We start from the raw sequence: 14,595 nt of genomic DNA on the forward strand, positions 1-14,595 counted from the left end.
CCGGGGGGTCAGCCCTCGCCGAACCAGAGTTTGGGTTCCGCGAATTCCACGGAATTGCCCGCGGGATCGCGCAGATAGAGCGAGCGGGCGCCGTTGGGCCAGGTGAAATCGGCCTCTATCGGGTGGCCGGCGGCGATCAGCCGGCTGCGCCAGGCCGTTATTTCATCCGCTGTGGCCGCGAAACAGACATGGCCCGGCCCCCGCGCCCCGTGCGGTGGCACCGGCAGGCCGGCGCGGGAGGGCGGTTTCACGGTTTCGGCGGGGTTGAAGATCAGCAGGATCGTGCCGCCGACGCGGTAGAAGACATGGCGGTTCCCGGCGCGGACCAGTTTTTCCAGCCCCAGGAGCGCGCCGTAGAAGCCTTCGGCCGCATCCAGATCGCCAGCATAGAGCGCGGCTTCGAGGATGTCGGCGGGCGGGGGGGATTTTTGCTCTGGCCGGGTCATGGCGCAACACTAGCTTGTCTTTGGTGCGTTGTCATGCACGCCTGCCTGCGGCCCTGTGGATAACCGTCACATCCCTGTCACGGATTCGTTTTACCCCTGACCGCGACAAACACTGCATCTAGCGGGGCTTGTCAGGCGTGTTGCGCCATATATAGTTATCCACATGCTGGGGCGGGGTCGTCCTGCCTCTGGGCCAGAATCGGGCAGTCGGGGTGAAGGCGGAGTCGCTACTATGGACGGAGATTTCAGGACAAGTTTCGTGAGGGAGCCCAGTTCTCTCAAGCATTATCCGGCGCTGGTGCTGAACGCGGATTACCGGCCGCTTTCCTATTACCCGCTGTCGCTCTGGCCATGGCAGGAGGCGGTGAAGGCGGCGTTTCTGGACCGGGTCGATATCGTTGCCGAATACGACCAGTTCGTGCGAAGTCCGACAACCGAGATCAGGATCCCGTCGGTTGTTGTTCTGAAAGATTATGTCAAACCTCAAAAGCGCGTGGCCTTCACGCGCTTTAATTTGTTTTTGAGGGATGAATTTTCCTGCCAGTATTGCGGGGCGCGGGGCGATCTGACCTTCGATCATGTGGTGCCGCGGGCGCGCGGCGGGGTGACGAGCTGGGAAAACGTCGTTGCCGCCTGTTCGCGCTGCAACCTCAAGAAGGGCTCGAAAAGCCTGCGCCAGGTGGGCATGTCGCTGCGCAAACCGCCGCGCCAGCCCGCCGCCGAAGAGCTGCGCAACATGGGGCGGAAGTTTCCGCCGAACTACCTGCATGAAAGCTGGCTCGATTTCCTGTATTGGGATGCCGAACTGGAAGCGTGACGCGGGGCCTTTCGCGGCTTGCCGCCAAGGTGCTAAGCTTGCCCGAGCAGCGTGGTTGCAGTGGCCGTGTTTGCGACACCTGTAATGCTGTGGGGACGAAATGGTTTCACGTGTCATACCGGTTGACCCTTTCGACCTGATCATTTTCGGCGGCACCGGCGATCTGGCCCGGCGCAAGATATTGCCGGCGCTCTATCGGCGGTTCTGGGCCGGGCAGATGCCGCCCGAGGCGCGCATCATCGGCGCGGCCCGTGCCGCGCATGACGATGCCGAATATCGCGCGATGATCCGGGCGGCGATTGGCGAGTTCGTGGCCCCCGAAAAGCAGGAGCCGGCAACGGTGGACGCATTTCTGGAGCGTGTGCGCTATCTGACGCTCGATGCGCGGGGCGACGATGGCTGGGATGCGCTGTGCGGCATGATGCGCAACGGCGTGGTGCAGGCGTTTTACTTCTCGGTCGGGCCGGGCCTGTTCGGGGATCTGGCCGAACGGCTGCACCGGCACGGGATCGCCGATGCCGAAAGCCGTATCGTGGTGGAAAAGCCCTTTGGCCATGATCTGCAGAGCGCGCGCGCGCTGAACGCCACGCTGGCGCAGCATTTCGATGAGCATCAGATCTACCGGATCGATCATTATCTGGGCAAGGAAACGGTACAGAACCTGATGGCCGTCCGTTTCGGCAACATGCTGTTCGAGCCGCTGTGGAATGCGCGCAATGTCGATCACATCCAGATCACCGTGGCTGAAACCGTGGGGGTTGGCGGGCGCGGCGACTATTATGACCGCTCGGGCGCGATGCGCGACATGGTGCAGAACCATATGATGCAGCTTTTGTGCCTGATCGCGATGGAGCCGCCCTATGCGTTCGAATCCGATGCGGTGCGCGACGAAAAGCTGAAGGTGATCCGCGCGCTGGATCCGGTGGCGCCCGGCGACATCGTGCGCGGCCAGTATGGCGGCGACAGTGGCGGGCCGGGCTATCTGGAGGATGTCGAAAATCCCGACAGCCTGACCGAGAGCTTTATCGCGCTGAAGGTGCATATCTCCAACTGGCGGTGGAAGGGGACGCCGTTCTACCTGCGCACCGGCAAGCGGATGCGGGCGCGCACGTCGGAGATCGCCATCGTGTTCAAGGACCCGCCGCATTCGATCTTCGGCGTGCAGGAGCGGCAGAAGGCCAACGTGCTGGTCATCCGGCTGCAGCCGAACGAGGGCATCAACCTGCGCGTGACGATCAAGGAACCGGGGCCGGGCGGGATGCGCCTGGTCGAGGTGCCGCTGGACATGTCGTTCAAGGAGGCGCTGGGGCCCGAGGCCGAGGATATTCCGGATGCCTATGAACGGCTGATCATGGATGTGATCCGCGGCAACCAGACCCTGTTCATGCGTGGTGACGAGGTCGAGGCGGCCTGGGCCTGGACCGATCCGATCATCGCCGATTGGGAAGAGCGGGGCGACCGGCCGCGCCTCTATGAGGCCGGCAGTTCGGGCCCCGAGGATGCGCTGATGCTGATGCACAAGGACGGGCGCCGCTGGCGGGAGGTCAAGGCGTGAAGCTGGTCGAATACCCGGACCGGGATCTGATGATGATGGCGCTGGCCGATCGCATCGCCAGCGAGCTGGCCGCGGCCTTGCGTGTGGCCGATCACGCAACGCTGGCGGTGCCCGGCGGCACGACGCCCGGCCCGGTATTCGACACGCTGTGCGCCGTCGATCTGGAGTGGCAGCGGGTGCGCGTCATGCTGACCGATGAACGCTGGGTGCCCGAAAGCTCTGCCCGGTCGAACACGCGCCTGCTGCGCGAACGGCTGCTGGTGGACAAGGCCGCCGCGGCGACGCTGGTGCCGCTTTATGCGGATGCGCCCGCCCCCGAGGACAGGCTGGCAGAGCTTGCCGAAGGGGTCGAGGCGGCTTTGCCGATCTCTGTGCTGGTGCTGGGCATGGGCGCGGATATGCACACGGCCTCTCTGTTTCCCGGGGCCGACCGGCTGCCGGAGGCCCTGTCTGACAGCGCGCCGGCGCTGATGGCGATGCGCGCGCCCGGCGCGCCAGAGCCGCGGGTCACGCTGACCGCGCCGGTGCTGCGCGGGGCGCTGCATGTTCATCTGGTGATCACCGGCGCCGAAAAGCGGGCCGCTGTTAACCAGGCAGAGAAACTGAACGACCCGCTGAAAGCGCCGGTCGCCACGATCCTTAAATATGCAACCGTTCATTGGGCTGAATAGATGATGGAAATTTGGAAGACCCTCGGTGAAAAGGCCGAGGCCGTGAAACAGCGACGGATCGCGGAATTGTTCGAAAAGGACAACAGGCCGGCGGGGTTCTCCGCCAGCCTTGACGAGATGATGTTGGATTTTTCCAAAACGAATATTGATGACGAAACCCTTTCCCTGCTGCTTTCGCTGGCGCGCGAAAGCGGCGTGGCCGCCCGGCGCGATGCGATGTTCGCGGGCGAGAAGATCAACGAAACCGAAGGCCGCGCCGTGCTGCACACCGCCCTGCGCCGCCGCGAAGGCGTGGTGATGGTCGATGGCGTCGACGTGATGCCGGGCGTGCACCGCACGCTGGAACGGATGGAGGCGTTTGCTGATGCGGTGCGGTCCGGCGCCTTCACCGGGCAGGGTGGGCGGATCACCGATGTGGTCAACATCGGTATCGGCGGGTCGGATCTCGGCCCGGCGATGGCGGTGCAGGCGCTGGCCTCTTACGCCGACGGGCCGCGCTGCCATTTCGTGTCGAATGTCGATGGCGCCCATATCATGCAGGCGATGAGGGGGCTGGATCTGAGCACCACGCTGGTTATCGTTGCCTCCAAGACCTTCACCACGATCGAAACCATGACCAATGCCGAAACCGCCCGCGCCATGATGGCCGAAGCGGTGGACGATCCCGTGGCGCAGTTCGTCGCGCTGTCTTCTGCCGTGGAAAAGACGGGGGCCTTCGGCATCCCGGCCGAGCGCGTCTTCGGGTTCGAGGATTGGGTCGGCGGGCGCTATTCGATGTGGGGGCCGATCGGGCTGTCGATCATGATCGCCGTGGGGCCGGAAAACTTTCGCGCCGTCCTGCGCGGGGCCGAAGCGATGGACAGACATTTCTGCAGCGCCCCCTTCGCGGAGAACCTGCCGGTTCTGCTGGCGCTGGTGGGGCTGTGGCACAACCAGTTCTGCGGCTATCCCACCCGCGCGGTGCTGCCCTATGACCAACAGCTTGCCCGGCTTCCGGCCTATCTGCAGCAGCTCGAGATGGAGAGCAACGGCAAGCGTGTGGCGATGGACGGGTCAGACCTGACGGTGCCCTCCGGGCCTGTGGTCTGGGGCGAGCCGGGCACCAATGGCCAGCATGCGTTCTATCAGCTGATCCATCAGGGGCCATCGGTGGTGCCTTGCGAATTCCTCGTGGCTGCCGAGGGCAACGAGCTTGGCCGGTCGCGGCACCATCTGCTGCTGGTCGCGAATTGTCTGGCCCAGTCAAAGGCGTTGATGCAGGGGCGCAGCCTGACGGTCGCGCGCGAGATGATGACGCGCGCCGGGCTAAGCGGTGAAGAGCTGGAGCGGCAGGCGCGCCACCGTGTCTTTCCCGGCAACCGGCCCTCGACCACGCTTGTGTATCCCAAGCTCACGCCCGAGATGCTGGGCCGCATCGTGGCGCTGTACGAGCACCGTGTGTTTGTCGAAGGGGTGATCCTGGGGATCAACAGTTTCGATCAATGGGGGGTGGAGCTGGGCAAGGAACTGGCGAAATCGCTGGAGCCTGTGCTGGCCGGAGACAAAAGTGACGAGGGGCTGGATGGTTCCACCCGCCATCTGCTGGCCTATCTGCGCGCCCGTTGAGGGGCGCCAAGGTGCCGGGAAGCTGGAGCGGGTGAAGGGAATCGAACCCTCGTCTTAAGCTTGGGAAGCTCCTGCTCTACCATTGAGCTACACCCGCCCGGAGCTTTCAGATAGTCAAAGCCAACGGGCCGGTCAAGCGGAAGTGTCAGCCGCGCCGCCGCCTGCGCCGCCCGGCCGCGGCCCCGTCGCCCCCGGTGTTGAAGGACGGGTTCGGCAAGCTTACGACCTTTGCCAGTTCGGGGAAGGGATCGGTGGCGTGGGGCAGGGCGTTGGCGGCGATGAAATGCTCCTGAAAGCGGGGCTCGACGGCGGTTTCCACCTTGTGGATGCGCCCCACCACCTGTTCGATCTCGGTGCGGGCGGCAAGGTTGCACAGCGCGATCCGCGCGCCGGTTCCGGCGGCGTTGCCCGCCGACATCACCCTGTCCAGCGGCGCGTCGGGGATCATGCCCAGCACCATCGCGTGTTTCGGGCTGATATGCGCGCCGAAGGCGCCGGCCAGCACCACGCGGTCCACCTTGTCCACGCCCATCTCGTCCATCAGCAGGCGCGCGCCGGCGTACAACGCGGATTTCGCGAGCTGGATCGCCCGGATATCGCCCTGTGTCACGGTGATGCGCGGCCCGCCATCGGCGCTGCCATCGTAAAGCAGATAGCTTTGGGTGCGTCCCTCGGGCTCCATCCGCGATGTTCCGGTTTGCCCGGCCGCGCCGATCAGGCCCGAGGCATCCACAAGCCCGGCCATGCGCATTTCGGCTACCGCCTCGATGATGCCCGAGCCGCAGATGCCGGTGACACCGGTCGTGGCGGTGGCTGCGGCAAAGCCGCTGTCATCCGACCACAGATCGCAGCCGATCACCCTGAAGCGCGGCTCTTTCGTCTCCGGGTCGATCTGCACCCGTTCGATGGCGCCGGGCGCGGCGCGCTGGCCAGAGCTGATCTGCGCGCCCTCGAAGGCCGGCCCGGTGGGCGATGAACAGGCGAGCACGCGCTCCTTGTTGCCCAGCAGGATCTCGGCATTGGTGCCGACATCGACGATCAGCACCAGATCCTCGGATCGATAGGGCTCTTCCGAAAGCGCCACGGCGGCGGCATCGGCCCCCACATGCCCCGCGATACAGGGCAGGATATAGACCCGCGCCGCCGGGTTGACCGCCGTCAGGTCAAGCTCGGCGGCATCCAGCGAGAGAGACGAGGAGGTGGCCAGCGCAAAAGGCGCCTGGCCAAGCTCCACCGGGTCGATTCCCAGCAGCAGGTGGTGCATCACCGGATTGCAGACAAAGCTGGCCTCGACGATGGTGCGCGCGTCTATCCCGGCCTCCGCGGCGAGGGAGGCCGCCAGATCGTTGAGCGCTTGGCGCACCGCCGCGGTCATCTCCCTGTCGCCGCCGGGGTTCATCATGACATAGGACACCCGGCTCATCAGATCTTCGCCAAAGCGGATCTGCGGGTTCATGATGCCGGCCGATGCGCGCACCTCGCCGTTGACCAGATCGCACAGATGCGCGGCGATGGTGGTGGAGCCCAGATCGATGGCCAACCCGTAAAGGGCGCCGTCATGAAACCCCGGCCACAGGTCGATCAGGCGGGGGGCGGCGCCGGTGTGATCATGGTGGATGGCTACCGTGACCTGCCAGTTGCCCTTGCGCAGGATCGGCTGAAGGCGGGAGAGAACCGGCAGCGGGGCGGTCAGCCCGTCGATGCCCCATTGCGCCGACAGCGCCTTTTGCAGCCGCTCGAAATCGCCCGAAGGCTCGTGCATGTCGGGCTCTTCGACCTGCACAAGGCAAAGCCGGGTGGCCGGATCCATGGTGATGGCGCGGGCGGTGGCCTCTTTGCGCACCACCTGTTTGTGCACCTGGCTTTCGGGTGGCACGTCGATCACCACATCGCCCTGAATGGTGGCCTGACAGCCAAGCCGGCGGCCCGGTTTCAGCCCGCGCAGCCGGTCATAGCGTTCCTCCACGGCGTTGACGGCGCTCAACGCATCATCGGCGACGCGCACCCCGTGTTTGGAGAAGTCGCCATAAGAGGGCGAGACCTGACATTTGGAGCAGATGCCCCGGCCGCCGCAGACCGAATCAAGATCGACGCCAAGCTGCCGCGCGGCGGTCAGAACCGGGGTGCCGAGGGCGAAGCGCCCGCGCTTGCCCGACGGGGTGAAAATGACAAGGGGCATCTGATCGGTCATGATATTCTGTTCAGCCGGGTGATTTCGGCCCCGCAACGCAAAGAAGATTTTTCACGAAAAATCTTCGGGTCCAAAAATTTTCGTGAAAATTTTTCTAACAGATGAGTTTCACTTCGGTCGGATCGCAGATGATCACGAATTGCGCGCCGCATTCGATCATGTGAAACCCGCGCTTGCGCACTTCCAGCTCCAGCCGCTGCCGGCCGATCTTGCGTTCCACATCCACGATCTTGCGCCGCACCACGCCGCCGTTTGCCGCGGATTTCGCGGCAAATACCTGGTTCAACCAGATGTCGTTGGCGTGGATCGGGCGCATATAGCTCATGCGCCGATCCTGCCGTGCCCATGGTTAACATCATGTTACCCACGCCGCCGCCGCCGCCCGCCACGCCCGCCGCCCGCCGCCGCCTCGGACGCTTTGGAGGCATCGGGAAACGGCGTGCCCTCGGCCACCGCATCCAGCACGCGGGAAAACTTGATCCAGTCATAGCCGTTGGCATCGTGGTTCATCAGGAAATTGGCGGCGCGGATCGCCTCCATCTCGACCGGGCGGACCGGATTCATGATGGCGCTGGTCATGCCCGCGCCGATCGCCATCGGCAGGAAGGCGGCGTTGATGCCGTGGCGATGCGGCAGCCCGAAAGAGATGTTCGACGCACCGCAGGTGGTGTTCACACCCAGTTCCTCGCGCAGGCGGCGCACCAGGGCAAAGACCTGCTGCCCGGCGGTGGCCATCGCCCCGATCGGCATCACCAGCGGATCGACCACGATGTCATGCGCCGGAATGCCGAAATCGGCGGCGCGCTCGACGATCTTCCTGGCCACCGCGAAGCGCACATCGGGATCTTCGGAAATGCCGGTATCGTCGTTCGAGATCGCCACCACGGGCACGTTGTATTTCTTGACCAGAGGCAGCACCAGTTCCAGACGCTCTTCCTCGCCCGTGACCGAGTTCAGAAGCGGGCGACCCTGGGCCACCTGCAGCCCGGCCTCCAGCGCGCCGGGAACCGAACTGTCGATGCACAGCGGCACATCCACCAGCCCCTGCACCAGCTCGATCACGCTGCGCATCAGCGGCGGCTCGGTCTCGTTGGGGTTGGGGTTGGAGTTGTAGACAACGCCGGCGTTCACATCCAGAACCATCGCCCCGCAGGCCACCTGTTCCAGCGCGTCCTTTTCCACGGTGGAAAAATCGCCCGCTTCCAGTTCGGCGGCCAGTTTCTTGCGTCCGGTCGGGTTGATGCGTTCGCCGATCACGCAGAACGGTTCGTCGAAACCGATGGTGACGGTCTTGGTCTTGGATTCGATGACGGTGCGGGTCATTCCGTGGTCCTCAGGTTTGATCGGCCGGGCGGGCGGCGTGTTCTACGGCCCAGTTTGCACTGGCTCTTATGCCGCCCAGCGGGAAGAAATGCACGGCCTCAATGTTGAAGGCCGGATGCCTGGCCTTTTGCGCGGCCAGTTCGGCGATGAAATCGGTCGGCTCGAACGGCACGACCAGGCGGGTCACGTCTTTCGCGCGCTTTTGCAGCACTTTCAGCGACGGGCCGACGCCGCAGGACACCGCGAAGCGGATCAGCGTCTGCAGCTTGGCGGGGCCGGCCACGCCGATGTGGATCGGCAGGCGGATACCCTCGGCGCGCAGCCGCTCGGCCCAGGCGATGACCGGTGCGGCCTCGAAACAGAACTGGGTGGCGATCGCCATTTCCGCGTCGGTGCGCTCGGCAAAAGCCTGCTTCCAGCGCAGCGCCTGCATCACGTTGCGGTCCGATCCGTCCGGGTCGATGTCGCGGCTGCCTTCGGGGTGGCCGGCCACGTGCAGGCGCCGGAAGCCGGCCTTGTCGAACAGCCCGGTTTCCAGCAGTTGCATGGAATTCTCGAACGCGCCGCGCGGCGCGGCCAGCCCGCCCGCCAGAAGCAGCGCCTGATCGACACCGGCCTCGCCCTGATAGCGGGCAATCCAGTCGGCGAGCATGGGCGCGTCGGCGACAAGGCGGGCCGGAACATGCGGCATGACGCAAAACCCGTCGCCCGCCAGACGCTTCGCCGTCGCCACCATATCCTCGATCGGGGTGCCGTCGATATGCGCGATGTAAACGCGTGTGCGCTCGGGCAGCAACGCACGGAAATCCTCGATCTTTTCGGCGGTGCGCGGCATCACCTCGATGGAAAAGCCTTTCAGAAAGGCTTCGATCTGCGCTGTTTCGGTGGCGCGCCGGGTTGCGCGGCTGTTGAACTGCAATAATGCCATTGTCGCCTTCCAGAGTCTCTCGGGGTTCAGTTCCATCCGGAATTGGCGATCAGCGCTTTCAGCCTTGCGTCGTCATACTCGGCTTCGAGTCGCGCGGCCTGAGCTGATGCGATCTCTTCGGGCGTGCCATCGACCGTGAAGGGGGCCGCCTTGCGCCATTCGGCCAGATAGGCGTCGGCCTCCCGCGCGCCCACCTTCATCGCGCAACGGTCGATCGCCTGTTCGAACCGTTCGGCCAGCACGCGTTTCGACCCGCGCCGGCCCTTGCCGACGATCACCTGGGCCGGAATGTCGCGCCAATAGACGATGGTGACGTCGGGCATCGCTGATTCCCCTGCTTTCCGTTCTTCGCTTCTACGCCGTCCCGGGGTCTGCGCGGCGCCGGTTTTCGACATGGCGCGCGCATCTAGCGACTTCGGGCGGCATCACCTTTAGTCCAGCGGCCTGAAAACGGCCACATCGGGGAGTTGGAAAAATCCTCAACAAGATCATGAGGCCGCTGCGCAAGGGGCCGGCGCACGCGATGCCACGCTTGCGAAACCGGCGCGCTGCCCCTAACTTGGGCATAACTTGAGTTGGAGGGCGATCAGGATGGCGCCCAAGCGTCCCGATGGTGCGGGCGCGTTCCCGAAACCGGTCGCAACCCCCGCGCCTGATACGCCAGACCCGGCGGAGCTTTATGCCGCGCTGGATCTGGGCACGAATAGCTGCCGGATGCTGATTGCCCAGCCGAAGGGCAATCAGTTCCACGTGGTCGACAGCTTTTCCAAGGCTGTTCAGCTTGGCACCGGGCTCGAGGCCTCGGGGCGGCTGTCGCGTGCCTCGATCGGGCGCACGGTGCAGGCGCTGCGCATCTGCAAGGGCAAGCTGGAGCGGCACAATGTCGTGCGGATGCGGCTGGTCGCGACAGAGGCCTGCCGGCGCGCCCGCAACGCGCGCGATTTCATTCGTCTGGTGCGGCGCGAAACCGGTCTGGGGCTGGAGATCATCGAGCCCGAGGAAGAGGCGCGGCTGGCCGTGGTATCCTGCGCGCCGCTGGTGTCGACCCGGACAGAACAGCTTTTGGTGGTCGATATCGGCGGCGGCTCGACAGAGCTTGTGTGGATCGACCTGTGTTCGGTGCCGCGGGCCGAGCGCCCGCGCGCGATCATGCGGCTGCATGCGGGGTTCCACCCGGCCGAAAGCCCGTTTGCCGCGGCCAAGGTCGTGGACTGGATCTCGGTGCCGCTGGGGGTGGCCACGCTGAAGGACCAGTTCGAGGATGTGGAGGACGATGCCGCCCGGTTCGCGCTGATGAGCTGGTTCTTCGAGGAAAACCTGGCGAATTTCTCGCCCTACGCGTCGGAACAGCCGCGCGAGGGGTTTCAGATCATCGGCACCTCGGGCACGGTCACCACGGTGGCGGCGTCTTTTCTGGGGTTGCGGCGCTATGACCGCAACAAGGTGGACGGGCTGCGCATGACCTCGGACCAGATCGACCGGGTGATCCGCGACTATCTGCTGCTGGGTCCCGAGGGGCGGCGCAGCGACCCGCGCATCGGGCGCGACCGGCATGCGCTGATCATGTCTGGGGCGGCGATCCTGCAGGCGCTGATGCGGATCTGGCCGACCGACCGGCTGTCGGTGGCCGACCGGGGGCTGCGCGAAGGGCTGCTCTATGCCCAGATGAGCGCGGATGGCGTGCTGGAAGACGGCCCGTTCTGAGGCGCACTTGTGCCGGCGGCACGTTTGCGGCATGCGCGGTGTCTGGATATTTTTGGAAAGATGAAGACAGGGCGCATTTGCGCGGGGTTTGTGAGTATGGCAACGAAAAAGACCAGCGGGCGCGGGCAGCGTGATCTGAGGGTGAAGGTCAAGAGCGCGCGGGGGCGCAAGCTTTCGTCGACGCTGTGGCTGGAGCGGCAGCTGAACGATCCTTATGTGAAACGCGCGAAGGCCGAGGGGTTTCGCGGGCGGGCGGCGTTCAAGATCTCGGAGCTGGATGACCGCTACCGGTTTCTGGTGCCCGGCGCGCGGGTGGTCGATCTGGGCTGCGCGCCCGGCGGCTGGTGCCAGGTGGCGGTGAAGCGGGTCAATGCGCTGGGGGAAAAGCAGGGCAAGGCCATCGGCACCGTTCTGGGCGTCGATCTGCAGGAGGTGGAACCGATCGCCGGGGCGGAGATCCATCAGCTCGATTTCCTCGAAGACGATGCCGACGAGAAGGTGAAGCAATGGCTGGGCGGTCGGGCCGATGTGGTGATGTCGGACATGGCGGCCTCGTCTTCGGGGCACAAACAGACCGATCACCTTCGGATCATCGCGCTGTGCGAGGCGGCGGCCTATTTCGCCTTCGACGTGCTGGACGAGGGGGGCACGTTCGTGGCCAAGGTTCTGGCCGGTGGCGCCGAGGGAGAGTTGCAGAAGCTGCTGAAGCAGCGGTTCGCGAAGGTGGCGAATGTGAAGCCGCCGGCCAGCCGGTCGGACAGTTCCGAGAAATTCGTGGTTGCCACCGGGTATCACCGTGTGGATGACGCGGAAGACTGAGTTCGGGGTGCCCGAAACGAAATCTTAGGGTTTTGCGGCAAGGGTGGCGGGGGCCATGCGGCATTTGGGGCTGCCGGGCCATTTCGCCGGGGGGCAGACCGCATGACCATTGAATTCCCGCATGACGGCGCGGCGCGCGCGTTCGAGTTTTCCACGGCGGAATTCGACGCTCTGTCGCGCGTTCTGCATGACTGGGCCGGGATCCGCCTGCCGCGATCGAAGCAGGGGGGTGTCTATGCCCGGGTGAAGCCGCGCCTTGCCGCGCTTGGTCTTGGGACTTTCGCGGAGTATTGCGCCCTTGTCGCCAGCGGCGCGGGGCAGGCGGAACGGTCTGCGCTGATGGGGGTGCTGGGGCTTCGGGATACCGGGTTTTTCCGGCATCCGCAGCAGTTCGAGCATCTGCGCCGGTGCCTTGCGCCGCTGGCGGACAGGGCGCGCCGCGGCGGGCGGGTGCGGCTTTGGTCGGCGGGCTGCGCGACCGGGGAGGAGGCTTACAGCCTTGGTCTCGCCCTGCTGTCGCTTGGTGCGGATCTGCCCGAACGGGATGTGAGGATTCTGGCCACCGATATCGATCCGGTCATTCTGTGCCACGCGGAGGCGGGTATTTACGACGGCGACGCGGCCCTTGCCGTGCCCGAGGCTCTGCGGCCCCTGAACACGGGTCCGGACGGTGCGCTGCATATGCCGGAGGAATTGCGCCGGATCATCGCCTTTCGGGCGCTGGATCTGAGAGATGGCTGGCCGTTCAGGGGCGGGTTCGACATCATCTTCTGCCGGGGCGTGATCTGTCATTTCGATCTGGCCACGCGCGAGGAGGTATTGGAGCGTCTGGCGCTGCGCCTTGTTCCGGACGGGGTGCTTTATCTTGGGCCGGGCGCGCGCCTGAGCGGTGCGGCAAGCCGGCTTTTGCAGCCATCGGGCGCAGCGGCCTTTGTCCGGCGGGGATGAGGCCGATGCCGGTTCCCCGGCCCCGGTTCAGAAATCTTCCCAGCCTTGCGGAGCAGGGGCATCTGCCGCCACGGCGCGACGGGACGTGAAGACAGGCAAGCAGGCGGGGGCGGGCTCGGCCAGGGAGACGCGGAAATGGGCGGTGCGTTGAATGAGGAATTCGGCGCGCCGCGCGATGGATCGCGCCGTTGCCGCCGCGCCGGACGGTGCCGGCGGAAGCGGCGGGTGAAGAAGCAGCGGCGCGCTTTCGCCACGCGGGGCTTGCGCATCCGGGGTCGGGCGGGCTGCGGCGCGTGGCGCAGCCTCTGCCGCCCGCGCCAGGTGCAGCGCTTCGCCGTGGATGGCAAAGGCGGCTTCCAGCAGGTCCGCGACCGTGTCGTTCAGCAGGGAGAGGGCCGCGTTGAAATCATCACGGACAGGTTCGGCCCGGCCAGCGCCGCCGGGCAGGCGATGGGTCAGGTCCCCCCGGGCGACCGCGCGGATCCCCCCATGGAGCTCTTGCACAAGCTGCACCAGCGCCGCCTCGTCGGTCACAGGCTCTCTGAACCCGGCCGATGGGAAGTTGCCGTTCGAAACCATGATGCCGCGCCCTTCGCCACCCGCCTGATCCTTGGCAATCATGCGGACAAGAGGTAAAGGGCGGCCTAATGCGGATGGCGCGCGCTAGATCATGCTGCGCAGAAGGGGGATTTTCTCTTTCATCGCCGCATAGCCCTGATCGATGGCCTCGGCGGCGTTGCCGAAATCCAGAATGCTCATGTGGCCGAGGTTGAGATCCACCATGATGTTGGGCGGGTCACCGGCCAAGCGGCTGCGCCGGATCTGATCGGTCATGAAGTTGATCGAATTGGTGAGAACATCCATATAACCGGGCGGTTTGCGGCGGCTTTTCTTCTTTGGGGCCAGATAGCTTTTCAGCGCCGGTTTCAGCGCGACGGGCGCAGCGTCGATAAGGGTTTCCAGCCCGAATTCCGGCCCGTCGACGATCTCTTCGGCGGCGCGTGTCGGGGTGAAGACGCGGGAGTTCGGATTGACCGCGATGGTGATATGCGCGCCAAGCGCGCGGCAGCCCGACACCGGAACCGGATTGCTCATCCCGCCGTCAAGAAGCCAGCGTTCCTGGTGCCAGACCGGGGACAGAATGCCGGGAATGCCGATGGAGGCCCGCACCGCCTTTACCAGATCGCCCTCTCGCAGCCAGACTTCGCAGCCGGCGTAAAGATCGCTGGCCACCGCGAGGAAAGGTTTGTCCAGATCGGAAAACGAGGGTTTGAAGCCGAGGCTGCGCAGCTTTCGGTCGATGGACTTGCCTTCGATCAGCCCGCCCGAAGCGATGTTGACATCGAGCATCCGGGCCACCGTGACCTGCGAGATGGAGCGCGCGAAATCTTCGAGCGGGTCCAGCACGCCCGATACATAGGCCGCGCCGACAAGGGAGCCCATCGAGGCACCGCAAATCATGTCGGGGGCGAGGCTCTCTTCCTCGAGCGCGCGCAGCACGCCGATATGGCACCAGCCCCGCGCGCCGCCGCTTCCCAGTGCCAATCCCAACTTCACTGCCATCGGGCCTCCCTCATGCCCGGCGCCC

The 14,595-nt window shown here is 65.4% G+C and carries 15 protein-coding genes and 1 tRNA gene; 7 read left to right on the top strand and 9 right to left on the bottom strand.

All coding sequences use genetic code 11. From position 1 onward, the window contains the following. Window positions 1-8: 8 nt before the first annotated feature. The gene (locus GGR17_RS08855; protein WP_052071269.1) at window positions 9-446 is read right to left on the bottom strand and encodes a VOC family protein; all 438 of its coding nucleotides are present in this window, start codon (window positions 444-446) and stop codon (window positions 9-11) included. 232 nt (window positions 447-678) lie between these two features. Here GGR17_RS08855 and GGR17_RS08860 point away from each other — a divergent pair, with 232 nt between their 5' ends. The 4 genes from GGR17_RS08860 to pgi all read left to right on the top strand — a co-directional run bounded on the left by GGR17_RS08860 (window position 679) and on the right by pgi (window position 5,094). After that, window positions 679-1,263: an HNH endonuclease gene (locus tag GGR17_RS08860; protein WP_054538693.1), complete on the top strand. Its 585-nt coding sequence runs from the start codon at window positions 679-681 to the stop codon at window positions 1,261-1,263. A 100-nt stretch (window positions 1,264-1,363) separates the two neighbouring features. Then, window positions 1,364-2,818 (top strand): glucose-6-phosphate dehydrogenase, encoded by a 1,455-nt coding sequence (zwf, locus tag GGR17_RS08865; protein WP_054538694.1) that lies wholly within the window; start codon window positions 1,364-1,366, stop codon window positions 2,816-2,818. Then, entirely contained in the window at window positions 2,815-3,489 is a 675-nt protein-coding gene (pgl, locus tag GGR17_RS08870; protein ID WP_054538695.1) for a 6-phosphogluconolactonase, read from the top strand. Before zwf ends, pgl begins: the two co-directional genes overlap by 4 nt. Next, entirely contained in the window at window positions 3,490-5,094 is a 1,605-nt protein-coding gene (gene pgi / locus GGR17_RS08875) for a glucose-6-phosphate isomerase (RefSeq protein WP_054538696.1), read from the top strand. A 23-nt stretch (window positions 5,095-5,117) separates the two neighbouring features. Here the strand turns inward: pgi and GGR17_RS08880 are convergent. From GGR17_RS08880 to GGR17_RS08905, 6 genes are all read right to left on the bottom strand, one after another. Beyond that, window positions 5,118-5,191 (bottom strand) — tRNA-Gly (locus GGR17_RS08880). Window positions 5,192-5,239: 48 nt separating this feature from the next. Then, window positions 5,240-7,285: an ASKHA domain-containing protein gene (locus tag GGR17_RS08885; RefSeq protein ID WP_173585958.1), complete on the bottom strand. Its 2,046-nt coding sequence runs from the start codon at window positions 7,283-7,285 to the stop codon at window positions 5,240-5,242. A gap of 94 nt (window positions 7,286-7,379) precedes the next feature. Then, window positions 7,380-7,610: a hypothetical protein gene (locus GGR17_RS08890; protein WP_054538697.1), complete on the bottom strand. Its 231-nt coding sequence runs from the start codon at window positions 7,608-7,610 to the stop codon at window positions 7,380-7,382. Window positions 7,611-7,645: 35 nt separating this feature from the next. Beyond that, complete coding sequence (locus GGR17_RS08895) at window positions 7,646-8,608, bottom strand: methyltetrahydrofolate cobalamin methyltransferase (protein ID WP_037205653.1); 963 nt, start codon at window positions 8,606-8,608, stop codon at window positions 7,646-7,648. Window positions 8,609-8,618: 10 nt separating this feature from the next. Beyond that, on the bottom strand, window positions 8,619-9,536 hold the full coding sequence (locus tag GGR17_RS08900) for a methylenetetrahydrofolate reductase (protein ID WP_054538698.1): 918 nt from the start codon (window positions 9,534-9,536) through the stop codon (window positions 8,619-8,621). A 26-nt stretch (window positions 9,537-9,562) separates the two neighbouring features. Then, the gene (locus tag GGR17_RS08905; RefSeq protein WP_054538699.1) at window positions 9,563-9,859 is read right to left on the bottom strand and encodes a virulence factor; all 297 of its coding nucleotides are present in this window, start codon (window positions 9,857-9,859) and stop codon (window positions 9,563-9,565) included. Window positions 9,860-10,127: 268 nt separating this feature from the next. Here GGR17_RS08905 and GGR17_RS08910 point away from each other — a divergent pair, with 268 nt between their 5' ends. The 3 genes from GGR17_RS08910 (at window position 10,128) to GGR17_RS08920 (ending at window position 13,007) form a co-directional block, all read left to right on the top strand. After that, on the top strand, window positions 10,128-11,240 hold the full coding sequence (locus GGR17_RS08910; RefSeq protein ID WP_037205661.1) for a Ppx/GppA phosphatase family protein: 1,113 nt from the start codon (window positions 10,128-10,130) through the stop codon (window positions 11,238-11,240). 96 nt (window positions 11,241-11,336) lie between these two features. Then, window positions 11,337-12,059, top strand: a complete 723-nt coding sequence (locus tag GGR17_RS08915) for an RlmE family RNA methyltransferase (protein ID WP_037205663.1) — start codon at window positions 11,337-11,339, stop codon at window positions 12,057-12,059. A gap of 102 nt (window positions 12,060-12,161) precedes the next feature. Continuing rightward, on the top strand, window positions 12,162-13,007 hold the full coding sequence (locus GGR17_RS08920) for a CheR family methyltransferase (protein WP_054538700.1): 846 nt from the start codon (window positions 12,162-12,164) through the stop codon (window positions 13,005-13,007). A 27-nt stretch (window positions 13,008-13,034) separates the two neighbouring features. Here GGR17_RS08920 and GGR17_RS08925 read toward each other — a convergent pair whose 3' ends face one another. Continuing rightward, window positions 13,035-13,628 carry a hypothetical protein gene (locus tag GGR17_RS08925; protein ID WP_054538701.1) on the bottom strand — a complete coding sequence of 198 codons (594 nt, stop codon included), beginning with the start codon at window positions 13,626-13,628 and terminating at the stop codon, window positions 13,035-13,037. Window positions 13,629-13,670: 42 nt separating this feature from the next. Next, window positions 13,671-14,570 (bottom strand): patatin-like phospholipase family protein, encoded by a 900-nt coding sequence (locus tag GGR17_RS08930; protein ID WP_054538702.1) that lies wholly within the window; start codon window positions 14,568-14,570, stop codon window positions 13,671-13,673. Window positions 14,571-14,595 lie beyond the last annotated feature (25 nt).

This window comes from Actibacterium naphthalenivorans (assembly GCF_014196965.1).
Classification (GTDB): Bacteria; Pseudomonadota; Alphaproteobacteria; order Rhodobacterales; family Rhodobacteraceae; genus Actibacterium_A; species Actibacterium_A naphthalenivorans.

Coding starts and splice junctions, on each gene's coding strand:
- pgi (WP_054538696.1), top strand. CDS start 3,490: ATGATGGAAATTTGGAAGACCCTCGGTGAAAAGGCCGAGGCCGTGAAA.
- GGR17_RS08890 (WP_054538697.1), bottom strand. CDS start 7,610: ATGAGCTATATGCGCCCGATCCACGCCAACGACATCTGGTTGAACCAG.
- GGR17_RS08910 (WP_037205661.1), top strand. CDS start 10,128: ATGGCGCCCAAGCGTCCCGATGGTGCGGGCGCGTTCCCGAAACCGGTC.
- GGR17_RS08895 (WP_037205653.1), bottom strand. CDS start 8,608: ATGACCCGCACCGTCATCGAATCCAAGACCAAGACCGTCACCATCGGT.
- GGR17_RS08885 (WP_173585958.1), bottom strand. CDS start 7,285: ATGACCGATCAGATGCCCCTTGTCATTTTCACCCCGTCGGGCAAGCGC.
- GGR17_RS08860 (WP_054538693.1), top strand. CDS start 679: ATGGACGGAGATTTCAGGACAAGTTTCGTGAGGGAGCCCAGTTCTCTC.
- GGR17_RS08855 (WP_052071269.1), bottom strand. CDS start 446: ATGACCCGGCCAGAGCAAAAATCCCCCCCGCCCGCCGACATCCTCGAA.
- GGR17_RS08930 (WP_054538702.1), bottom strand. CDS start 14,570: ATGGCAGTGAAGTTGGGATTGGCACTGGGAAGCGGCGGCGCGCGGGGC.
- GGR17_RS08915 (WP_037205663.1), top strand. CDS start 11,337: ATGGCAACGAAAAAGACCAGCGGGCGCGGGCAGCGTGATCTGAGGGTG.
- GGR17_RS08905 (WP_054538699.1), bottom strand. CDS start 9,859: ATGCCCGACGTCACCATCGTCTATTGGCGCGACATTCCGGCCCAGGTG.
- zwf (WP_054538694.1), top strand. CDS start 1,364: ATGGTTTCACGTGTCATACCGGTTGACCCTTTCGACCTGATCATTTTC.
- GGR17_RS08925 (WP_054538701.1), bottom strand. CDS start 13,628: ATGATTGCCAAGGATCAGGCGGGTGGCGAAGGGCGCGGCATCATGGTT.
- GGR17_RS08920 (WP_054538700.1), top strand. CDS start 12,162: ATGACCATTGAATTCCCGCATGACGGCGCGGCGCGCGCGTTCGAGTTT.
- GGR17_RS08900 (WP_054538698.1), bottom strand. CDS start 9,536: ATGGCATTATTGCAGTTCAACAGCCGCGCAACCCGGCGCGCCACCGAA.